This is a genomic window from Klebsiella sp. Ech2A (assembly GCF_030078455.1).
Taxonomy (GTDB): Bacteria; Pseudomonadota; Gammaproteobacteria; order Enterobacterales; family Enterobacteriaceae; genus Klebsiella; species Klebsiella terrigena.
On record NZ_JAQGFU010000013.1, the window covers coordinates 1 to 22,329 of the forward strand.

At 55.5% G+C, this 22,329-nt stretch carries 21 protein-coding genes and 1 rRNA gene; 13 read left to right on the forward strand and 9 right to left on the reverse strand.

Going from position 1 to position 22,329, the window contains the following annotated elements:
• A 16S ribosomal RNA gene (locus tag PFH44_RS05045) occupies positions 1-218 on the reverse strand; the annotation flags it as partial.
• A gap of 482 nt (positions 219-700) precedes the next feature.
• Between PFH44_RS05045 and PFH44_RS05050 the strand changes: the two genes are divergently transcribed.
• Both PFH44_RS05050 and mdtD read left to right on the forward strand, forming a co-directional pair.
• On the forward strand, positions 701-1,402 hold the full coding sequence (locus tag PFH44_RS05050) for a FadR/GntR family transcriptional regulator (protein WP_283824472.1): 702 nt from the start codon (positions 701-703) through the stop codon (positions 1,400-1,402).
• A 10-nt stretch (positions 1,403-1,412) separates the two neighbouring features.
• Positions 1,413-2,810, forward strand: a complete 1,398-nt coding sequence (gene mdtD / locus PFH44_RS05055) for a multidrug transporter subunit MdtD (RefSeq protein WP_133600277.1) — start codon at positions 1,413-1,415, stop codon at positions 2,808-2,810.
• Here the strand turns inward: mdtD and rbsR are convergent.
• From rbsR to kup, 7 genes are all read right to left on the reverse strand, one after another.
• Positions 2,807-3,790, reverse strand: coding sequence for a ribose operon transcriptional repressor RbsR (rbsR, locus tag PFH44_RS05060; protein WP_045853719.1), 984 nt, complete (start codon positions 3,788-3,790; stop codon positions 2,807-2,809). The genes mdtD and rbsR overlap by 4 nt on opposite strands.
• A gap of 12 nt (positions 3,791-3,802) precedes the next feature.
• A complete protein-coding gene (gene rbsK / locus PFH44_RS05065) occupies positions 3,803-4,735 on the reverse strand; it encodes a ribokinase (protein WP_283824473.1) in 933 nt (310 codons plus the stop codon).
• Positions 4,736-4,834: 99 nt separating this feature from the next.
• Positions 4,835-5,725, reverse strand: coding sequence for a ribose ABC transporter substrate-binding protein RbsB (rbsB, locus tag PFH44_RS05070; RefSeq protein ID WP_045853720.1), 891 nt, complete (start codon positions 5,723-5,725; stop codon positions 4,835-4,837).
• A gap of 27 nt (positions 5,726-5,752) precedes the next feature.
• On the reverse strand, positions 5,753-6,718 hold the full coding sequence (rbsC, locus tag PFH44_RS05075; RefSeq protein WP_041143370.1) for a ribose ABC transporter permease: 966 nt from the start codon (positions 6,716-6,718) through the stop codon (positions 5,753-5,755).
• A gap of 5 nt (positions 6,719-6,723) precedes the next feature.
• Complete coding sequence (gene rbsA / locus PFH44_RS05080) at positions 6,724-8,229, reverse strand: ribose ABC transporter ATP-binding protein RbsA (RefSeq protein WP_283824474.1); 1,506 nt, start codon at positions 8,227-8,229, stop codon at positions 6,724-6,726.
• Positions 8,230-8,239: 10 nt separating this feature from the next.
• Positions 8,240-8,659, reverse strand: a complete 420-nt coding sequence (gene rbsD / locus PFH44_RS05085) for a D-ribose pyranase (protein ID WP_045853722.1) — start codon at positions 8,657-8,659, stop codon at positions 8,240-8,242.
• A gap of 186 nt (positions 8,660-8,845) precedes the next feature.
• Positions 8,846-10,714, reverse strand: coding sequence for a low affinity potassium transporter Kup (gene kup / locus PFH44_RS05090; protein WP_045853723.1), 1,869 nt, complete (start codon positions 10,712-10,714; stop codon positions 8,846-8,848).
• A 338-nt stretch (positions 10,715-11,052) separates the two neighbouring features.
• Between kup and ravA the strand changes: the two genes are divergently transcribed.
• Both ravA and viaA read left to right on the forward strand, forming a co-directional pair.
• On the forward strand, positions 11,053-12,552 hold the full coding sequence (gene ravA, locus PFH44_RS05095; protein ID WP_283824475.1) for an ATPase RavA: 1,500 nt from the start codon (positions 11,053-11,055) through the stop codon (positions 12,550-12,552).
• Positions 12,549-13,997 (forward strand): ATPase RavA stimulator ViaA, encoded by a 1,449-nt coding sequence (viaA, locus tag PFH44_RS05100; protein ID WP_283824476.1) that lies wholly within the window; start codon positions 12,549-12,551, stop codon positions 13,995-13,997. The genes ravA and viaA overlap by 4 nt, the downstream gene beginning before the upstream one ends.
• 8 nt (positions 13,998-14,005) lie before the next feature.
• Here the strand turns inward: viaA and asnA are convergent, their stop codons facing one another.
• A complete protein-coding gene (gene asnA / locus PFH44_RS05105; protein ID WP_045853726.1) occupies positions 14,006-14,998 on the reverse strand; it encodes an aspartate--ammonia ligase in 993 nt (330 codons plus the stop codon).
• Between the two features lie 151 nt (positions 14,999-15,149).
• On the opposite strand from asnA, the gene asnC reads away from it, so the two are divergent.
• The 9 genes from asnC (at position 15,150) to atpH (ending at position 22,325) form a co-directional block, all read left to right on the forward strand.
• Positions 15,150-15,608, forward strand: coding sequence for a transcriptional regulator AsnC (asnC, locus tag PFH44_RS05110; protein WP_045853727.1), 459 nt, complete (start codon positions 15,150-15,152; stop codon positions 15,606-15,608).
• Between the two features lie 91 nt (positions 15,609-15,699).
• Positions 15,700-16,140 carry an FMN-binding protein MioC gene (gene mioC, locus PFH44_RS05115; RefSeq protein ID WP_283824477.1) on the forward strand — a complete coding sequence of 147 codons (441 nt, stop codon included), beginning with the start codon at positions 15,700-15,702 and terminating at the stop codon, positions 16,138-16,140.
• A gap of 381 nt (positions 16,141-16,521) precedes the next feature.
• Complete coding sequence (mnmG, locus tag PFH44_RS05120) at positions 16,522-18,411, forward strand: tRNA uridine-5-carboxymethylaminomethyl(34) synthesis enzyme MnmG (RefSeq protein ID WP_045853729.1); 1,890 nt, start codon at positions 16,522-16,524, stop codon at positions 18,409-18,411.
• Positions 18,412-18,520: 109 nt separating this feature from the next.
• Positions 18,521-19,144 (forward strand): 16S rRNA (guanine(527)-N(7))-methyltransferase RsmG, encoded by a 624-nt coding sequence (gene rsmG / locus PFH44_RS05125; RefSeq protein WP_283824478.1) that lies wholly within the window; start codon positions 18,521-18,523, stop codon positions 19,142-19,144.
• Between the two features lie 616 nt (positions 19,145-19,760).
• On the forward strand, positions 19,761-20,141 hold the full coding sequence (atpI, locus tag PFH44_RS05130; protein WP_045853730.1) for a F0F1 ATP synthase subunit I: 381 nt from the start codon (positions 19,761-19,763) through the stop codon (positions 20,139-20,141).
• Between the two features lie 8 nt (positions 20,142-20,149).
• Positions 20,150-20,965: a F0F1 ATP synthase subunit A gene (gene atpB / locus PFH44_RS05135; RefSeq protein WP_041143359.1), complete on the forward strand. Its 816-nt coding sequence runs from the start codon at positions 20,150-20,152 to the stop codon at positions 20,963-20,965.
• A gap of 47 nt (positions 20,966-21,012) precedes the next feature.
• On the forward strand, positions 21,013-21,252 hold the full coding sequence (gene atpE, locus PFH44_RS05140) for a F0F1 ATP synthase subunit C (protein ID WP_000429386.1): 240 nt from the start codon (positions 21,013-21,015) through the stop codon (positions 21,250-21,252).
• Between the two features lie 54 nt (positions 21,253-21,306).
• Positions 21,307-21,777, forward strand: coding sequence for a F0F1 ATP synthase subunit B (gene atpF, locus PFH44_RS05145; RefSeq protein ID WP_041143358.1), 471 nt, complete (start codon positions 21,307-21,309; stop codon positions 21,775-21,777).
• Positions 21,778-21,791: 14 nt separating this feature from the next.
• On the forward strand, positions 21,792-22,325 hold the full coding sequence (gene atpH, locus PFH44_RS05150; RefSeq protein WP_045853731.1) for a F0F1 ATP synthase subunit delta: 534 nt from the start codon (positions 21,792-21,794) through the stop codon (positions 22,323-22,325).
• Positions 22,326-22,329: the final 4 nt, after the last annotated feature.

The following is a 22,329-nucleotide window of genomic DNA, read 5'->3' on the forward strand; positions in this document are numbered from 1 at the left end:
TGAGGCCCGAAGGTCCCCCACTTTGGTCTTGCGACGTTATGCGGTATTAGCTACCGTTTCCAGTAGTTATCCCCCTCCATCAGGCAGTTTCCCAGACATTACTCACCCGTCCGCCGCTCGTCACCCGGAGAGCAAGCTCTCCTGTGCTACCGCCCGACTTGCATGTGTTAGGCCTGCCGCCAGCGTTCAATCTGAGCCATGATCAAACTCTTCAATTTAAGTTTGATGCTCATGAATTAAACTTCGTAATGAATTACGTATGTTCACTCACTGAGACTTGGTATTCATTTTTCGTCCGAAGACGTTAAGAATCCATGTCACTTTGAGTGCCCACACAGATTGTCTGATAAATTGTTAAAGAGCAGTTGCGACGTGCTTTAGCGCTCTGTCGCGAGGTCCCGTATAATACGTTTTCCTCATTCAGAGTCAAGCGTTTAATTTTGCTTTTCTCTGTCGGCGTTCATCGCTGAACCCCGCTAACCCGGCGGCCTGTAAGCCGTTGTTCCGTGTCAGTGGAGGCGCATTATAGGGAGTTCTCTGACGTTGACAAGCCCTGTTTGCAAAAAACTTTTCAATCGCCTCTTTTTTCACCAAAACGGGTCGCGGAGTGGCAAAAAACCGGCGTTTTGCCGTTTTAAACAACGAAACGCCCCGCCTGGTGGCATACTGATAGAGTAGAAAAGAGAAAGGAACGGCATTTATGTCTTTAAGCGCACAGCAGCTGGCGGCACAGAAAAACATCTCCTGGGTACTGGCGGAGAAACTGGCCCAAAAAATTCTGACCGGCGAATATAAGCCGGAAAGCATTCTCCCCGGCGAAATGGAGCTGGGCGAGCAGTTCGGCGTGAGCCGAACTGCGGTACGAGAGGCGGTCAAGACGCTGACAGCGAAAGGTATGCTCTTGCCGCGCCCGCGCATCGGTACCCGCGTTATGCCACGCAGTAGCTGGAACTTTCTCGACAAGGAGCTGCTCTCCTGGTGGTTAACGGAAGATAACTTCGAAGAGGTGGTGACCCACTTCCTCGTCATGCGCAGCAGCCTCGAGCCGCAGGCCTGCTTTCTGGCCGCCACCCTGGGCTGCGCGGAGCAGAAGGCGCAGCTCAATAGCCTAATGGAAGAGATGGGCGAGCTGAAAAGACGCTTCCAGCGCGAGCGCTGGATTGAAGTCGATATGGCCTGGCATGAGCACATCTATGAAATGAGCGGTAATCCCTTCCTTATCTCTTTCGCCTCGCTATTCCATTCGGTCTATCACACTTACTTCACTTCTATTACCCAGAATGAGGTGGTGAAGCTGGATCTCCATCAGGCAATTGTTGACGCGATTCTGAACAGCGACGGCCCGCGAGCGCTCAGCGCCTGCCAGGCCCTGCTGAGCGCACCAAACCATTCAGGTAAATAAAGGGTTCCGCATGACCGAGAAGAAAGGGCGTAGTATGGCCGGACTGCCGTGGATTGCGGCGATGGCCTTTTTTATGCAGGCGCTGGACGCCACCATTCTGAATACCGCCCTTCCGGCAATAGCCCATAGCCTCAACCGTTCGCCGCTGGCAATGCAGTCCGCGATCATCAGCTATACGCTAACGGTAGCGATGCTCATTCCGGTCAGCGGGTGGCTGGCCGACCGCTTCGGCACGCGCAAAGTGTTTATTATTGCCGTAGGCCTGTTTACGCTCGGCTCCCTCGCCTGCGCGCTTTCCGGCTCCCTGATGGAGCTGGTCATCTTTCGCGTCATTCAGGGGGTTGGCGGTGCGATGATGATGCCGGTCGCGCGGCTGGCATTATTGCGGGCCTATCCGCGCAGCGAGCTGCTGCCGGTGCTGAACTTCGTGACGATGCCGGGGCTTGTCGGTCCTATTCTTGGCCCCGTTCTCGGCGGCGTGCTGGTGACCTGGGCCAGCTGGCACTGGATTTTCCTGATCAATATTCCCATTGGCATTATTGGTATCCTTTATGCGCGTAAATGCATGCCGGACTTCACCACGCCACGCCGACGTTTCGATACCCGCGGATTTTTGCTCTTTGGACTAAGCCTGGTGCTGTTCTCCAGCGGTATCGAACTGTTTGGCGAGAAAATCGTCGCCAGCTGGATCGCGCTGACGGTTATCGCCCTTAGCGTTCTTTTACTGCTGGCCTATATTCGCCATGCCCGCCGCCATCCAGCCCCGCTGATCTCGCTTTCTTTATTTAAGACCCGAACCTTTTCCGTCGGGATCGCCGGTAATCTGGCAACGCGTCTGGGTACGGGCTGCGTGCCGTTCCTGATGCCGCTGATGCTGCAGGTCGGTTTTGGCTATTCGGCAATCATCGCCGGCTGCATGATTGCGCCGACCGCCGTCGGCTCTATTATCGCGAAATCTACCGTTACGCAGATCCTGCGCTGGCTCGGCTACCGGAAAACCCTGGTAGGAGTAACGATATTTATCGGCCTGATGATCGCCCAGTTCTCGTTCCAGTCGCCCGCGATGCCCGTCTGGATGCTGCTGCTGCCGCTGTTTGTTCTGGGGATGGCGATGTCCACTCAGTTCACCTCCATGAACACCATTACGCTTGCCGACCTCACCGATGATAACGCCAGCGGCGGCAACAGCCTGCTGGCGGTCACGCAGCAGCTATCAATCAGTCTCGGGGTAGCGATTAGCGCGGCGGTACTGCGCTTTTATGAAGGGTTCGACAGCGCCAGTACCGTGGAGCAGTTTCACTACACCTTTATTACGATGGGCGCGATCACCGTCGTGTCCGCGCTGGTGTTTATGCTGTTGAAGGCGAAGGATGGCCGCAACCTGATAAAGGAACGGCATAAACGCTAGGCTGAGCCGCGAACGATAAGCTCAGGGGTGAGCTGCACGCGCTGCTGCTGCTGTCCGGGATCGGCCATCCGGTGAATCAGCACATCAATCGCCAGCTCGCCCAGCTCATCCTTTGGCTGATGGATAGTCGTCAGCGGCGGCGTCATATAGCGGGCCAGCTCGATATCGTCATAGCCCACCAGCGCCATATCCTGCGGAATACGCAGCCCGGCCTGGTAAAGCGACTGATATGCCCCAAACGCCATGGCGTCGTTGCCGACAAATACCGCCTGCGGGCGTTCCGATAAGGTCAGCAGCTCCTGCATCGCGCTGAATCCACCGCCAAACTCAAAGTCGCTGGTAATCACGTATCCCTCAGCCACTTCCAGCCCGGCGCGGGACATCGCGGCGTGATAGCCCTCAAGGCGCAGCCGCGACGGCGTTTTATCCAGCGGACCGGCAATACAGGCAATCCGGGTATGGCCCTGGTCTATCAGGTACTGGGTCGCCATATCGCCCCCCAGCAGCGAGTTATCCTGAATCAGATCGCTGTCGCCATCAAACGGCGCCCAGTCCATCATCACCGTTGGCACCGAAGGATAGCGCTGCATTATTTCTGGCGAAGGCTGATGCGTTTCGGTACAGAGCAGCAGTAAGCCATCGACGCGCTTTTGCATCAGCGTTTCAAGGTTACTGTTCATGCGCTGCTCGTCACCTTCCGTATTGCACAGCACCAGGCTATAGCCGCGTTCAAAACAGCTACGCTCTACGCCGCGCACCAGCTCAGAATAAAACGGGTTGGTACTGGCGGTGATCAGCATGCCGATGGTGCGGGTTTGATTGAGCTTGAGGCTACGCGCCAGAGCGGACGGCGCGTAGTTAAGATTTTTGATCGCCGCGTCCACTTTGGCGGTAATCGCCTCGCTGACGAAACGATCTTTATTAATGACGTGGGAAACCGTCGAAGTGGAAACGCCCGCCATGCGGGCTACATCCTTCATGGTAGCCAAGCGTTACCCCTGTTGACGTAAAAATTCGTCGATTTCTTTTCGCCATGGCACTGAAGGCTGTGCGCCTTTGCGGGTAACGGCAATGGCGGCGGCGGCATGGGCAAAGCGGATGGCCTCTGCCAGCGCGGTCCCTTCCAGTAATGCGGTGACCAGGGCGCCGTTAAAGGTATCGCCCGCGGCAATGGTATCGATGGCCTGAACCTTAAAGCCCGGGACCCGGCGGCCTTCGCCATCATGGCTCACCCAGACGCCGCGGCTGCCCAGCGTAATAATAACGGTACCGATACCTTTTTTATGCAGCGCGTTAGCCGCTTTGGCGGCATCGTCATCGTTTTCGACGCGAATACCGGTCAGCTTCTCCGCTTCCGTTTCGTTAGGGGTGATGATATCCACCAGCGCCAGCAGCTCATCCGACAGCTCGCGCGCCGGGGCCGGATTCAGCACCACGCTTGTTTGATGCTGATGGGCGATTTTGGCCGCCGCCAGCACGCTCTCCAGCGGCGACTCCAGCTGCATCAGCAGCGCATCGGCGTCGGCAATACGCGCCTTTTCTGCCTCAACCTGAGCGACCGAAAGGGCGGCATTGGCGCCGGCATGAATGCCGATCACATTCTCACCTTCGCCGTTAACAAAGATCAGCGCCACGCCGGTTGATTCATCTTTTACCGCGCGCACCGGCGCGATGTCGATGTTATCGCTCGCCAGCTGGCGGCGAACGCGCTCGCCGGTATCGTCATCGCCGGTACAGGCGATAAACGCAATGTTTGCCCCGCTGCGCCCGGCGGCTACGGCCTGGTTGGCACCTTTACCGCCAAAAGCCACCTGATAGTGGTTACCGGTGACGGTTTCGCCCGGCGTCGGGAAAGATTGAAGGTTAAGAATGTGATCGGCATTGATGCTGCCAAGGACGATAAGTTTGCCTGAGGTTTTCATCATTTGAGTTCCCGGGAAAGCGCGCCACCGGACTCCGGTGGCGCATGCCCTGCTTTTCTTTTTTATGTTGTCCCTCGGACCGTTGCCGGCCCGAATCGCATATTACTGCTTAATGACCAGTTTCAGCTCAACCGGATAGCTGGCGTCCACCTTTTCACCCTTCAGCACTTTATCGGCAGTCTCGACGCCTTTCACGCCGATCTGCTCAGGCAGCTGGGCGATAGTCGCAGCCAGTTTGCCACTATTTACCGCTTTTTCGCCATCCGGAGTGCCGTCAAATCCAACCACCATCACATCGGATTTACCCGCCGTTTGTAAAGCGCGCAGCGCGCCCAGCGCCATTTCGTCGTTCTGAGCAAATACCGCCTGCACGTCCGGATGCGCCGTCAGCAGGTTCTGCATGACGTTCAGGCCCTTGGTACGGTCGAAATCTGCCGGCTGGCTCGCCAGCACGTTAAATTTGTGCGCCGCTACGGCCTGCTTAAATCCTTCTCCACGTTCGCGCGCCGCGGATGTCCCTGCGATACCCTGCAGCTCAATCACCTTCGCGTTCTCGCCCGCTTTCTTCGCAATATAGTCGCCGGCCATTTTGCCGCCGAGCACGTTATCAGAAGCAATATGGCTAACCACGTCGCCTTTCGAAGCCTGACGGTCAAGGGTAATGACCGGGATCTTCGCCTGGTTAGCCATCTTCACGGCGTTACCTACCGCATCAGAGTCGGTCGGGTTGATCAGCAGCAGCTTCGCGCCGCGCACCGTCAAATCCTGCACGTTGGCCAGCTCTTTCGCCGGGTTATTTTGTGAATCCAGCACCACCAGGTTGTAGCCCAGCTTGTCGGCTTCTTTCTGCGCCCCCTCTTTCAGGGAGACAAAGAACGGGTTGTTAAGGGTCGAGATAACCAGGGCAATGGTATCTTTCGCCATCGCGTTGGCGCTCACGGTCGCGCTTAAAGCAACAGCAGATACCAGGGTCGCCAGTTTTTTCATATTCATAGTTAAGATGTCCTGTAGAGTTCTTAGTTACTGCTTTTTGTTATCTACCAGCACCGCCAGCAAAATGACCACCGCTTTAACGATCATCTGGTAATAGGAAGAAACGCCTAATAGGTTCAATCCGTTATTCAGGAAGCCGAGGATCAGTGCCCCAATCAGGGTACCGACGATGCGCCCCTTGCCGCCGGCCAGGCTGGTACCGCCCAGCACCACCGCCGCAATGGCATCCAGCTCATAGCCGGTCCCCGCCGTCGGCTGCGCGGAGGAGAGGCGCGCCACTTCGATAATGCCCGCCAGCGAAGCCAGCAGGCCACACAGAGAATAGACGATGATTTTAACTTTATTGACGCTGATACCGGACAGGCGCGTGGCCGCTTCGTTGCCGCCCAGCGCGTAGATATAGCGGCCCAGGCGGGTGTGGTGCAGCATGTACCAGGCGGCAAGGAAGACGATCGCCATAATCCACACCGGCGTCGGGATCCCCAGCGGACGGCCGATACCAAACCAGCCAAACAGATCGGCATTATCCGTAAACCCGGTATTCACCGGACTGCCGTTGGTGTAGACCATCGTCACGCCGCGCAGCAGCAGCATCATCACCAGCGTAGCGATAAAGGCCTGCACGCGCCCTTTCGCTACAATCACCCCGGTCACCGCACCGATGGCCGCACCCAGCGCCAGCGCGCCGGCAATCGCCACCAGCGCATTAACCTCCAGGCCAACAATCGACGCGGCAACCGCGCCGGTCAGCGCCAGCAGGGAGCCCACCGACAGGTCGATCCCCGAAGTGAGGATAACCAGCGTCATGCCGACCGCCATAATGGCGTTAACCGAAGTCTGCTGCAGGATATTGAACAGGTTATTGACGGTAAAAAAGTTGGGGCTCATGGTCGAGACAATCGCTATCAGCACCAGCAGGGCAATCAGCGATTTTTGCTCCATCAGCCATGCTTTAGTGAAATAGCGGCGACCAGCAGCAGCCTGGGTTGTCATCTTTTTTACTCCTGATTCACACGGTTAAGCTTGCCCACAGCGGCAGCCATCAATACTTCCTGGGTGGCCTGCTCGCGTGTAAATTCACCGCCGAGATGCCCTTCATGCATCACAATGATGCGATCGCTCATGCCCAACACTTCCGGCATCTCCGAAGAGACCAGAATGATGCTCAGACCATCGGCCTTAAACTGGTTAATCAGCTGGTAGATCTCTTTCTTCGCCCCAACGTCAACGCCGCGGGTAGGCTCATCAAGGATCAGGACCTTCGGGCGGGTCATCAGCCCGCGGGCGATGGCCACCTTCTGCTGGTTACCGCCGGAGAGCAGGCCTATCGCCTGCTCCATCGATGGCGTTTTGACATTGAACAGGCGGATAAAATCGCTTACCGCCTGCTGTTCATCTTTATGCTTCAGCCGGCCGCCGGCGTGGCTGAAGTAGCGCAGCGCGGTCAGCGACATGTTTTCCTTTACCGACATGCCGAGGACTAAGCCATCGCGCTTGCGGTCTTCGGAGATATAAACGATGCCGTTCGCCAGGCCATCCTGCGGGGAGCGGGCGATCACTTCACGCCCGTCGAGGGTGACGGAACCGCTGCTGCGCGGCAGTGCGCCGTACAGAACCTTCATCAGCTCCGTGCGACCGGCCCCCATCAGCCCGGCGACGCCCAGAATCTCCCCCTGACGCAGGGTAAAGGAGACGTTTTCCACGCCCGGCCCGCACAGGTTATCCACCTTGAGACGCACGGCGCCCGGCGCTTTATCCAGGCGCGGATACTGGTCTTCCAGCTTGCGGCCGACCATCATCTCAATCAGCAGGTCTTCATCCAGGCTCGCCACCTCGCGCTCGGCGATAAACTGCCCGTCGCGAAAGACGGTAACATCGTCGCAAATCTCGAAGATCTCTTTCATGCGGTGGGAGATATAGACGATCCCGCGCCCCTGAGATTTCAGCTCGCGGATAACGCGGAACAGGGAGGCCGTTTCGGTGTCGGTCAGGGCGTCCGTAGGCTCATCCATAATGATGACCTTCGACTCAAAGCTCAGCACCTTGGCAATTTCAACCATCTGCTGGTCGCCGATCGACAGATCGCCCACCAGCTTTTGGCTGTTAAAACGTAAATTCAGCTTCGCCAGCAGCTTGTCCGCTTCGGCATACATCGTTTTCCAGTCGATTTTGCCAAACCGGTTCACGAACTCACGGCCGAGGAAAATATTTTCCGCGATCGTCAGCTGGGGGATGAGGTTAAGTTCCTGGTGAATAATACCGATCCCGGCTTCCTGAGAGGATTTCGGTCCGTTGAAGGTGGTCTCTTTGCCTAACCACGTTAAGGAGCCAGCGTCGCGGGCGTAGATCCCGGCCAGCACCTTCATCATGGTGGACTTACCGGCACCGTTTTCGCCAACCAGCGCCATCACCCGGCCGGCATAAACGTTGAGCGCGGCGCCGGAGAGCGCTTTGACGCCTGGGAACGCTTTATCGATCCCTTTTAGCTGCAATAAGGCTTCCATATCGGCGACCTCAGAACGTGACGCCGGCACAGAGAATGACGTTCGCAAACGGGGAGCACTCCCCGCTGCGAATCACCGCCTGACTATCCGCGGTTTGTTTTTTAAACTGCTCATGACTGGTGTAACGAATTTCAATGGTGTTTCCCTGGTATTGCTGCAGCAGCTCAAGGTGAGTGAGCAACGTCGCATGGAGCTGCGGATTATGAGTTTTAATCTCTTCCGCAAGGATCGCCGCTTCAACCTGCATTTCCGCCGTTACCACCTCCAGAACCTGCATAAAGGAGGGAACGCCCTGGGTTAACGCCATATCAATACGCGCGCTGCTGCGGGGAACCGGCAACCCGGCATCGCAGACCACCAGCGTATCGGTATGACCCAGGCGGGAGATAACCGAGGAAATATCAGCGTTAAGTACGGTGCCCTTTTTCATTTTTCTCTTCTGCTCCAGTAGCGAAACGTTTCGCTGAACAGAGTATTGTCAAAATACGCGCAGAAAACCATCGCCAAAAGAGAGAAATGTGATCGCCATCGAAACGTTTCGCAAGCGTGGGGGAGAGAAAAGTGAGCGCAGGCAAAAAACAATAAAAAGCCCTTCGCAAGGAAGGGCTTCGGTACATCAAATTTCGACCTGGGTACCCAGCTCAATCACCCGGTTAGGCGGGATCTCAAACTGATCCGGCGCCCGCAGGGCGTTGCGCTGCAGCAGGAGATAGAGCTTGCCTCGCAGCCGCAGATACCACGGGCGTTTGCCGATAATCAGCGATTCATGCGACATGAAGAACGAGGTTTCCATCATCCGACAGCTCAGCCCTTCCAGCCCGCAGCGGTGGAAAACTTCTTCCACATTCGGCGTTTCGCGCCAGCCGTAGCTCGCCACCACGCGCCAGAACGACGGTGAGATTTGCTCGATCTGCACCCGGCGAACGTTGTGCACGTAAGGCGCATCTTCGGTCCGCAGCGTCAGCAGGATCACCCGCTCATGCAGCACCTTGTTGTGCTTGAGGTTGTGCAGCAGGGCAAACGGAATAACGTTCAGGGCGCGGGACATATACACCGCAGTGCCCGGCACGCGGACCGGCGGCGATTTCTCCAGCGAAGAGATCATTGCTTCCAGCGAGTTGCCGTGTTCGTGCATCCGGCGCAGCAGGCGGAAACGCTCGCTCTTCCAGGTGGTCATCACGGTGAACATCACCAGGCCAAGGGTTAGCGGCAGCCAGCCGCCGGAGACGATTTTATCCAGGTTGGCCGAGAACAGCGGCAGGTCGATGCACATAAAGGCGATAAACAGCAGCGCCACGAGGAATTTATTCCAGTGCCAGTTTTGCCGCGCCACGGTGGTGAACAGGATAGTGGTCAGCACCATGGTGCCGGTCACCGCGATACCGTACGCCGCCGCCAGGTTGGAGGAGTGCTCGAAGCTGATAATCACAATGACCACCGAAACGTACAGCAGCCAGTTGATGAACGGGATATAAATCTGCCCGGACTCCATCTCGGAGGTATGGATGATGCGCATTGGCGACAGGTATCCCAGGCGCACCGCCTGGCGGGTCAACGAGAAGACCCCGGAAATAACCGCCTGGGAGGCAATGACCGTCGCCAGAGCGGCGATAATCAGCATCGGGATCAGCGCCCATTCAGGCGCCAGCAGGAAGAACGGGTTTTTGATCGCCTCAGGATGTTTGAGCAGCAGCGCCCCCTGGCCGAAGTAGTTCAGCACCAGCGAAGGCAGCACCACGGAGAACCACGCTAAGCGAATAGGCAATTTACCGAAGTGGCCCATATCGGCATACAGCGCCTCAACGCCGGTAATGGAGAGCACCACCGCCCCAAGGGCGACAAAAGAGACGGTCTTATATTCGAGGAAGAAGTGCACCGCCCAATAGGGATTGAGCGCCTGCAGTACTTGCGGATTATCAATGATGCTGCGCGCACCAAGCACCGCCAGCAGCAGGAACCAAATCAGCATAATCGGCGCAAACAGCTTACCCACCATACTGGTACCGTGCTTCTGGATGGCAAACAGCAGCGTCAGCACAATAATGGATATCGGAACAACCCAGGTATCCAGATTGGGCGCAATAATTTCCAGCCCCTCAATCGCCGACATCACCGAGATCGCCGGGGTGATGACCACCTCGCCATAGAAGAAGCTGCCGCCAATCAGCCCAAGGATAACCAGCACCGACGTCATTCGCGCGGACGTATTGCGTCCCGCCAGCGACATTAGCGTCAGAATGCCCCCCTCTCCGGCGTTGTCCGCCCGCATGACGAAGGTGATATATTTGAGTGATACGGTAAAAATTAACAGCCAGAAAATTAGCGACAGAAAGCCAAAAACGGCATCACGTTCAACGCCAAACCCAAACTGACCTGACAGACATTCACGCAGCGTATACAGCGGGCTGGTGCCAATATCGCCGTATACCACGCCGATTGCCGCCAGCGTTACTGCCGGAAGCGATTGCTTATTATCAGAGCTCATAGACTAGTCTTTTCGTTTATACATATCATTTTTCAAGCTGCTTCTGCGCAGGTGGCGTCCAGAAATCCCTGTCACATAGCCGTGCGCCAGGGGATTTCATCCCTTGCTGCCTTGCCGCATCCTGAATGTTTTTGTGTATATAAAACAAATGTGTTCCCGGTCCTCAGGCTCACAAAAAGCGCACAGTATGCACGATTCTTTGCTGAATCGTACCCCTAACGGACACCATATTAACCTGGCTCAAAGAAAATAAATCGAATCTTCAGGCTATTACCACACCTAATCAAACATCTATACTCGACTCAATAACGACACATGAAAAAGCACGCAACTCAATTATGGCTCAATCACATTTACTGGCAGAAAGAATTTCCCGGCTCAGCGCAGCGCTGGAAAAAGGTTTGTTTGAACGCAGTCATGCGATACGGCTCTGTCTGCTTGCCGCGCTCAGCGGCGAGAGCGTGTTTTTACTCGGTCCGCCGGGCATCGCCAAGAGCCTGATCGCCCGCCGTCTTAAATTCGCCTTCCAGCAGGCTCGCGCCTTTGAATACCTGATGACCCGCTTCTCTACCCCGGAAGAGGTTTTTGGTCCGCTATCCATCCAGGCCCTGAAGGATGAAGGCCGTTACGAGCGCTTAACCGCAGGCTACCTGCCGGAAGCGGAGATCGTCTTCCTCGATGAGATCTGGAAAGCCGGTCCGGCTATCCTTAACACCCTGCTGACCGCCATTAACGAACGCCACTTCCGCAACGGCGCCACCGAGGAGAAAATCCCGATGCGCCTGCTGGTGGCGGCGTCCAATGAACTCCCGGAAGCGGATAGCAGCCTGGAAGCACTGTATGACCGAATGCTGATCCGCCTGTGGCTCGATAAGGTACAGGATAAAACCAACTTCCGCTCCATGCTGCTCAGCCAGCAGGATGAAAACAGTAATCCGGTGCCGGTTGCCCTGCAGGTCAGTAACGAAGAGTTTACGCAGTGGCAGCAGGATATCAGCGGCGTGAAGCTGACGGATAGCGTATTCGAGCTTGTCTATCAGCTGCGCCAGCAGCTGGAGACGCAGCCCAAGGCGCCCTACGTTTCGGACCGCCGCTGGAAAAAGGCCATTCGCCTGCTGCAGGCCAGCGCCTTCTTCAGCGGCCGCGATAGCATCGCGCCCATCGACCTGATTCTGCTGAAAGACTGCCTGTGGCACGACGTAGAAAGCATGAACCTGATGTCACAGCTGCTGGAAACCCTGATGACCAACCACGCCTGGCAGCAGCAGGCCATGCTGACGCGCCTCGGGGCGATCACCCAAAGGCGTATTCAGATCCAACAGCAGCACAGCGACAAAACCGCGCTGAAGGTTACGCGTCTCGGCGGCATGTTCAGCCGGAAAGCGCACTACGAGCTTCCCGCCGACGTAGAAGGGACAACGCTCCTTCTGCTGCTTCAGCAGCCGCTTAAGCTACACGATATGCAGGTCATCCATATTACCTTTACCCGTGAGGAGCTCTCCCACTGGCTGGAGAAGGGCGGCGAGATCCGCGGCAAGCTCAACGGCATTGGTTTTGCCCAGCCGCTAGATATGGACGTTGATACCAGCCAGCATCTGGTGGTGCGCGACGTCAGCCTGCAGGGCTCGCGGCTGGCTCTTCCCGGCAGCGAATCGCAGGAAAATATGCCTGCTGAAATTCGCCAGCAGCTGGAAGCTCTCGATGACGAGTGGCATCAGCAGCACAACCGCTTTAGCGAACAGCAAAAATGTCTGTTCATTCCCGGTGACTGGCTGGGACGTATCGAAGCCAGCCTGCAGGACGTCGGGGCGCAGATTAAACAGGCCCGTCAGCCATGACGCTGGATATGCTGAATGTCATGCTGGCAGTCAGCGAAGAGGGGATGATCGAAGAGATGCTGCTGGCGCTGCTGGCCTCCCCGCAGCTTGCCGTTTTCTTTGAAAAATTCCCGCGGCTGAAAAACATTATCGCCGCCGATATCCCGCGCTGGCGCGAAGCCGTCAGGGCCAGGCTAAAAGAGACGCATATCCCGCCAGAGCTCGATGCCGAAGTGCAGAACTATCAGCGGTCGCAGCTTCTTTCGACCTCTCAGTTCATCGTTCAGCTGCCGCAAATTCTTACGCAGCTGCACAGGCTCGAATCCCCTTTTGCCGCCCAGGCCCAGCAGCTGGCGGATGATAACCCGCACTTTACGCCCGCGTTGCACACCCTGTTCCTGCAGCGCTGGCGCCTGAGCCTGGTGGTGCAGGCCACCACCCTCAATCAGCAGCTGCTGGATGAAGAGCGCGATCGGCTGCTCAACACGATGCAGGAGCGGATGACCCTCAGCGGCCAGCTCGAGCCGGTGCTGGTGGAAAACGATAACTCCGCAGGGCGCCTGTGGGATATGAGCGCAGGCGAGCTGAAGCGCGGCGATTATCAGCTGATCGTTCGCTACGGCGATTTTCTGACGCAGCAGCCGGAGCTGATGCAGCTGGCTGAACAGCTCGGGCGCTCGCGGGAAGCAAAATCGGTCCCCAAAAAGGATGCGCCGATGGAGGCCTTTCGCAGCCTCGTGCGCGAACCGGCAACGGTACCGGAACAGGTTGATGGCCTGCAGCAAAGCGACGATATTCTGCGCCTGCTTCCGCCGGAGCTGGCCACCCTTGGGATCACCGAGCTGGAGTTCGAGTTCTACCGCAAGCTGGTGGAAAAGCAGCTGCTGACCTACCGGCTGCACGGCGACGCGTGGCGGGAAAAAATCACCGAACGACCGGTTATCCGGCAGGATTTTGACGAACAGCCGCGCGGGCCATTTATCGTCTGCGTCGATACCTCAGGCTCAATGGGCGGTTTTAACGAACAGTGCGCCAAGGCGTTTTGCCTGGCATTGATGCGGGTCGCGCTGGCGGACAACCGGCGCTGCTTTATCATGCTGTTTTCCAGCGAAGTGGTGCATTACGAGCTCACCGGCCCGCAGGGGCTGGAGCAGGCGATTCGTTTCCTCAGCCAGCGTTTCCGCGGCGGTACCGATCTGGCCAGCTGTTTTCGGGCCATTATTGAGCGCATGCAAAACCCGCAGTGGGTGGATGCCGATGCGGTGGTGATTTCTGATTTTATCGCCCAGCGCCTGCCGGATGAGGTGATCAATAAGGTGGGGGAACTTCAGCGCAGGCACCAGCATCGCTTTCACGCGGTGGCGATGTCGATGCATGGCAAACCCGGGATCATGCGCATCTTCGATCATATCTGGCGCTTTGATACCGGGCTGCGTAGCCGCCTGCTGAGGCGCTGGCGGCGTTAAGGCGCGGATTAAAGCAGGGCAGCGACGCTTTCACGGACCTGTGCAGGCCATACGCCGCACTGGACCTGTCCGATATGGTCGAGCTGCAGCAGCAGCATCGTCAAGCGCGACTGACCGATACCGCCGCCGATGGTCTGCGGCATTTCGCCGCGCAGCAGCGCCTGGTGCCACTCCAGCTTCAGGCGATCTTCATCACCGGTGATCGCCAGCTGACGCTTCAGAGCCTCGGCATCGACGCGGATCCCCATAGAAGAAAGCTCGAAGGCATCTTCCAGAACCGGGTTCCACACCAGAATATCGCCGTTCAGGCCGGCAAAGCCTTCGGCAACCTCGGTGCTCCAGTCATCATAATCCGGCGCACGCACGTCGTGGCGCTGGCCGTCGGTCAGCTTGCCGCCAATCCCGATAAGAAATACGGCGCCCAGCTCTTTGGCAATCGCCCGCTCGCGCCCTTTAGCGTCGAGATCCGGGTAGCGGCTCAGCAGATCCTGGCTATGAACAAACTGGATCCGTTCCGGCAGGAACGGCGTCAGGCCAAACTCTTTGCTGACGGCCGCTTCGGTCGCTTTGATCCCGGCATAGATGGCTTCTACGGTGGCTTTCAGCGTCCCGTCGTGGCGTTCATCATCGCCCATCACGCGCTCCCAGTCCCACTGGTCAACGTAGACGGAGTGGATGGCGGTCAGACGGTCTTCATCGGGGCGAAGGGCCTTCATGTGCGTGTACAGCCCTTCGCCCGCGCTGAAGTCGTGTTGTCCCAGCGTTTGACGCTTCCATTTAGCCAGTGAGTGAACGACTTCAAACTGGGCATCCGGCAGCGTTTTCACTTTTACCTGAACCGCCTTCTCGCAGCCAGACAGGTTGTCCTGAGTCCCGTCCCCTACGCGGCTTAAAATGGGAGCCTGGACTTCGATCAGGCCCAGTTTGTCTTCCAGCTGGCGGGAAAAGTGAGACTTAACGAAGCTGATCTGGCGTTGTTTTGCGATATATGCGGTTTTCATTTTTATGACTCCTGCGTCCTGTTGCTATTGATTAAGCAACAAACCAGGCCGTCAATTCAATAATCAAACAACAAAAAGGCTCATACACTTTTGATTCATTAAAATATAGGGCTAATATAGAAAGAACCTTCAAACATCATAAGAAAAACCTATGGAAAATTATCAGATCGATAATCTGGACCGCGGCATCCTTGAAGCCTTAATGGCCAATGCGCGCACCGCCTACGCCGAACTGGCCAAACAATTTGGCGTCAGCCCGGGGACTATCCACGTGCGGGTGGAGAAGATGAAGCAGGCGGGCATTATTACAGGCGCGCGGATCGACGTGAATCCGAAGCAGCTCGGCTACGACGTGTGCTGCTTTATCGGCATTATCCTGAAAAGCGCTAAAGACTACCCTTCGGCGCTGGCCCGGCTTGAAAGCCTGGATGAGGTGACCGAAGCCTACTACACCACCGGCCACTACAGCATCTTTATTAAGGTGATGTGCCGCTCGATCGACGCCCTTCAGCAGGTACTTATCAACAAGATCCAAACAATCGATGAAATTCAGTCCACCGAGACGCTGATCTCCCTGCAAAACCCGATTATGCGTACCATCCGCCCGTGATCGGGCTTTTTTAATCCCACATTTTCCACAGGTAGATCCCAGCTCACACACAGCGTACAATGTGCCACACTGAATAAATGAGCGGACGATCATGGCAGACATTACTCTTATCAGCGGCAGCACCTTAGGCAGTGCGGAATATGTAGCAGAGCATCTGGCGGAAAAGCTGGAAGAAGCGGGCTACAGCAGCGAAATCCAGCACGGCCCACTGATTGAAGATCTGCCGACGGACGGGATCTGGCTGGTTATCTCCTCAACGCACGGTGCCGGCGATATTCCTGACAACCTGATGCCTTTCTATGAGGCGCTGCAGGAGCAGAAGACGGACCTTTCAGCCGTACGCTTTGGCTCAGTCGGGATCGGCAGTCGTGAATATGACACCTTCTGCGGCGCAATCGACAAGATTGACGATGCGCTGAAGGCATGCGGAGCGAAACAGATCGGCGAAACGCTGAAGATTAACGTCCTCGATCATGAGATTCCGGAAGATCCGGCCGAGATTTGGCTGGGATCCTGGAAAAACCTGATCTAATTTTTGTAAAGATCGCCCGATCATCTGTGGATAACTATGCTTAAAACCACTGATCAACCGGTAGTTATCCAAAGCATAAGCGTTGACTGCTTTTTGAGCTGTGCATAACCCTTCATTTTGATCCCAGCTTATACGGAACAGGATCACCGATCATTCACAGAAAGTGATCCTCCTTAACCGATTGATCTTAAAACGCGGATCCGGCTTATCCACAGGAAGGTCCGATCCTAATAAGAGATCACAATAAAACAGATCTCTAAATAAAAGATCTTCTTTTAAATACTCAAGATCCCGGAGCTTTCTCGGAACTCGAAAGTTGAGTAGAATCCACGGCCCGGGCTTCAATCCATTTTCAAACCGCTTTATGCGAGGCATACCACCATGTTTTATCAGGATCCTTTTGACGTCATCATCATTGGCGGGGGTCATGCAGGCACTGAGGCCGCAATGGCCGCAGCGCGTATGGGTCAGCAGACCCTGCTTTTGACACACAATATCGACACTCTGGGGCAGATGAGCTGCAACCCGGCGATTGGCGGCATTGGGAAAGGACACCTGGTAAAAGAAGTGGATGCTCTTGGCGGCCTGATGGCGAAAGCGATCGACCATGCGGGCATTCAGTTTAGGATACTAAACGCCAGCAAAGGCCCGGCGGTACGCGCCACTCGCGCTCAGGCAGACCGCGTGCTCTACCGCCAGGCGGTACGGACGGCGCTGGAAAACCAGCCCAATCTGATGATCTTCCAGCAGGCGGTTGAGGATCTGATTGTCGAAAACGATCGCGTTGTCGGCGCTGTGACCCAGATGGGGCTGAAGTTCCGCGCCAAAGCGGTTGTGCTGACCGTCGGAACCTTCCTTGACGGCAAGATCCACATCGGACTGGATAACTACAGCGGCGGTCGTGCAGGCGATCCGCCGGCGATCTCGCTCTCCCGCCGCTTACGCGAACTGCCGCTGCGCGTCAGCCGTTTGAAAACCGGTACTCCGCCGCGTATTGACGCGCGCACCATCGATTTCAGCGTCCTGGCACAGCAGCATGGCGATGACCCTATGCCGGTATTCTCGTTCATGGGATCTGCGGATCAGCATCCGCGTCAGGTTCCGTGCTACATCACGCACACTAACGAGAAAACGCACGACGTCATCCGCAATAACCTCGATCGCAGCCCGATGTACGCCGGGGTGATTGAAGGGATCGGCCCGCGTTACTGCCCGTCGATCGAAGATAAGGTGATGCGCTTTGCCGATCGCAACCAGCATCAGATCTTCCTCGAGCCGGAAGGCCTGACCTCTAACGAAATTTATCCGAACGGTATCTCCACTAGCCTGCCGTTCGATGTCCAGATGCAGATTGTTCGCTCAATGCAGGGTATGGAAAACGCCAAAATCGTCCGCCCGGGCTACGCCATTGAGTATGATTTCTTCGATCCGCGCGACCTGAAGCCGACGCTGGAAAGCAAATATATCCAGGGTCTGTTCTTCGCCGGCCAGATTAACGGCACCACCGGCTATGAAGAAGCCGCGGCCCAGGGCCTGCTTGCCGGCCTGAACGCCGGTCGCTTCTCTGCCGAAAAAGAGGGCTGGGCGCCGGGTCGCTCTCAGGCCTACCTTGGCGTGCTGGTGGACGATCTGTGCACCCTCGGTACCAAAGAACCGTACCGCATGTTTACCTCCCGCGCGGAGTATCGCCTGATGCTGCGCGAAGATAACGCCGATCTGCGCCTGACCGAACAGGGTCGCGAGCTGGGTCTGGTGGATGACGAGCGCTGGGCGCGCTTCAATCAGAAGCTGGAAAGCATCGAACTTGAGCGTCAGCGGCTGAAAACGAGCTGGGTCAACCCGCAGGCCGCAGGCGTCGAAGAAGTGAATGCTCACCTCACTGCGCCGCTCTCACGCGAAGCCAGCGGCGAGGATCTGCTCCGCCGTCCGGAGATGACCTATCAACAGCTGGTGCAGCTGTCGCCTTTCGCTCCGGGTCTGCAGGACCCGCAGGCGGCTGAGCAGGTTGAGATCCAGGTTAAGTATGAAGGCTATATCGCTCGTCAGCAGGATGAGATCGAAAGACACCAGCGCAATGAAAACACCTTGCTGCCTGCTACGCTTGATTATCGCCAGGTCATTGGGCTCTCCAATGAGGTGATTGCCAAGCTGAACGATCATAAGCCGTCTTCAATCGGTCAGGCATCGCGCATTTCTGGCGTGACGCCTGCGGCGATCTCCATTCTGCTGGTCTGGCTGAAAAAGCAGGGGATGCTGCGCCGCAGCGCCTGATCCTCAGACAGGTTTTTTGGCGGATAGCGTCCCGTTTTCCGCCTCGTTGTTCATCAGCCCGGTAAGCGTTTTCGCCTCCGGGCTCATTATTTTTAGACAGGTACCGACCGTGCTCAACAAACTTTCTCGTCTACTGGATGAAGCGGCTATTACGCTCACCGATCATCAGAAAAATCAGCTGGTAGCGTATGTTGGACTGCTGGATAAGTGGAACAAAGCCTACAACCTGACCTCCGTTCGCGACCCGAATGAGATGCTGGTGCGGCATATTCTCGACAGCATTGTCGTTGCACCCTATCTTCAAGGAAGCCGTTTTATCGATGTCGGCACCGGTCCAGGACTGCCCGGTATTCCGCTGGCCATCGTACGCCCTGAATCCTATTTCACCCTGCTGGACAGCCTTGGCAAGCGCGTGCGCTTTCTCCGTCAGGTTCAGCATGAGCTCAAGCTTGAGAACGTGGCGCCGGTGCAGAGCAGGGTAGAGGCGTTCCCGGCCGAGCCGCCGTTTGATGGCGTGATCAGCCGCGCGTTCGCCTCGCTGAATGATATGGTGAGCTGGTGCCACCATTTGCCGGCAGAAGAGGGGAGTTTTTACGCGCTTAAGGGCGTGGCTCAGGAAGAGGAGCTCACCGACTTACCTGCCGGATACGCGGTGAGCGAGGTGATTAAACTGCGCGTCCCTCAGCTGGAAGGGGAGCGACACCTGGTGGTTATTAAATCAAAAATGATTTAATTTTTACCAAAAAATGTGGAAAAAATGTCGCCTGCGGATGTTACAAAAATGAAGGTAACGCCGGGGTATTATCGGGAGGCATTTAACCATATTTTCACTATGGCTTTTCTGGCGATTAACTTTTGCTGATTCATTTACCAGAACAATAGTCAACTTTGAAAATATCAGCCCGCTACAAATCAAGGCGCTGAACAGGCATATAGTTGTTAAATATTTATTATAAATGTCAATAAAACGTTTTTAATGTATGTAGGGTTGTTTTGGAAAAAGTCCCTGGTTTTTATGTTGAATATCAAAAGGATGAAAACTCATGATTTATGAACAAAATTAATTCAGCAAAACCCTAAATGTTTATAATGTGATCTAATGCACGCTTTATAGGCCGTGTTTTCTCGGTATTTGCAGTTTTGCATGATCGCTCACAGATTGGCAAAATGCAGGAAAAGTTGCCTGTCAGAAAATAATTAAACATTTATTCACTATTTTGCTACTTATTGTTTGAATTCACGGGTTGTCACCGTATAATTTGTCCGCTTTTTGATGCTTGACTCTTCGCCTCAAAGGACGTTTTATACGACACGCGACATACCTCGAAGGGAGCAGGAGTAAAAACGTGATGTCTGTGTCGCTCTTGAGTCGAAACGTTGCTCGTAAGCTTCTGTTTATTCAGTTACTGGCAGTAATAGCAAGTGGACTGCTGTTCAGCCTCAAAGACCCCTTCTGGGGCATCTCTGCAATATGCGGAGGTTTGGCGGTGGTCGTGCCAAACATAATGTTTATGATTTTTGCCTGGCGTCATCAGGCGCATACACCAGCCAGAGGCCGAATGGCCTGGACCTTCGCTATCGGCGAAGCTTCCAAGGTGTTGCTGACCTTCGCCCTCCTTGTGGTGGCGCTGGCCGTTTTCAAAGCGGTATTTTTACCGCTGATCGTGACGTGGGTTTTGGTGCTGGTGGTACAAATTCTGGCACCAGCTGTAATTAACAACAAAGGGTAAAAGGCATCATGGCTGCAGAAAATATGACGCCGCAGGAATACATAGGACACCATCTGAATAACCTTCAGCTGGACCTGCGTACTTTCTCGCTGGTGGATCCGCACAACCCCCCGGCCACCTTCTGGACGCTCAACATTGACTCCATGTTCTTCTCAGTGGTGCTCGGTCTGTTGTTCCTTACCATTTTCCGTAGCGTTGCGAAGAAAGCGACCAGCGGAGTACCAGGTAAACTCCAGACGGCTATCGAGATGACCATTGGCTTCGTCCATGGCAGCGTTAAAGATATGTATCATGGCAAGAGCAAGCTGATTGCTCCGCTGGCCCTCACCGTGTTCGTCTGGGTATTCCTGATGAACCTGATGGACCTGCTGCCAATCGACCTGATTCCTTACATCGGTGAACACATTTTCGGCCTGCCTGCACTGCGCGTGGTTCCGTCTGCGGACGTTAACATCACCCTGTCGATGGCGCTTGGCGTGTTTATCCTGATTCTTTTCTACAGCATCAAAATGAAAGGCGTGGGTGGGTTCGTTAAAGAACTGACGCTGCAGCCGTTCAATCACTGGGCGTTCATTCCTGTCAACTTAATCCTTGAAGGGGTAAGCCTGCTGTCCAAACCTGTTTCACTGGGTCTGCGACTGTTCGGCAACATGTATGCCGGTGAGCTGATTTTCATTCTGATTGCTGGCCTGCTGCCGTGGTGGTCACAGTGGATTCTGAATGTGCCATGGGCCATTTTCCACATCCTGATTATTACGCTGCAAGCCTTCATCTTCATGGTTCTGACGATCGTCTATCTGTCGATGGCATCCGAAGAGCATTGATTTTTACCAACATACTACGTTTTTATTGAAACAAACTGGAGACTGTCATGGAAAACCTGAATATGGATCTGCTGTACATGGCTGCCGCTGTGATGATGGGTCTGGCGGCGATCGGTGCTGCGATCGGTATCGGCATCCTCGGGGGCAAATTCCTGGAAGGCGCAGCGCGTCAACCGGATCTGATTCCTCTGCTGCGTACTCAGTTCTTTATCGTTATGGGTCTGGTGGATGCAATCCCGATGATCGCTGTAGGTCTGGGTCTGTACGTGATGTTTGCTGTCGCGTAGTAAGTTGTACGTAAGAAACCTAAGCCACAGAGTTAATTTAAGAGGTATTGTGCTGTGAACATGAACGCAACAATCCTCGGCCAGGCCATCGCGTTTGTTCTTTTCGTATGGTTCTGCATGAAGTACGTATGGCCGCCTTTAATGGCTGCCATCGAAAAGCGGCAGAAAGAGATTTCTGACGGCTTAGCTTCTGCAGAACGCGCTAAGAAGGATTTGGACCTTGCACAGGCCAACGCGACCGACCAGCTGAAAAAAGCGAAAGCGGAAGCCCAGGTAATCATCGAGCAGGCGAACAAGCGTCGCGCTCAGATTCTGGATGAAACTAAAGCTGAAGCAGAACAGGAACGCACCAAAATCGTCGCACAGGCGCAGGCTGAAATTGATGCCGAACGTAAACGTGCTCGTGAGGAGCTGCGTAAGCAGGTCGCAATCCTGGCTGTTGCTGGCGCCGAGAAGATCATCGAACGTTCCGTGGATGAAGCTGCTAACAGCGACATCGTGGATAAACTTGTCGCTGAACTGTAAGGAGGGAGGGGCTGATGTCTGAATTTGTAACGGTAGCTCGCCCCTACGCCAAAGCAGCTTTTGACTTTGCCGTCGAACACAAAGGTGTTGAGCGCTGGCAGGATATGCTGGCGTTTGCCGCTGAAGTGACTAAAAACGAACAAATGGCAGAGCTTCTGTCCGGTGCCCTGGCGCCGGAAACGCTCTCTGAAGCGTTCATCGCGGTCTGCGGCGAGCAGCTGGACGACAGCGGCCAGAACCTGATTCGGGTTATGGCTGAAAACGGTCGTCTGAAGGTGCTCCCGGATGTTCTTGAGCAGTTCATTCACCTGCGCGCTGCCAGTGAGGCAACCGCAGAGGTAGATGTTATTTCTGCCACCCAACTGAGTGAAGAACAGCTCGCGAAGATTGCCGACGCGATGGAAAAACGTTTGTCACGCAAAGTTAAGCTGAATTGCAAAATCGATAAGTCTGTACTGGCAGGTGTTATCATCCGTGCGGGTGATATGGTCATTGATGGCAGCGTACGCGGCCGTCTTGATCGCCTTGCAGACGTCTTGCAGTCTTAAGGGG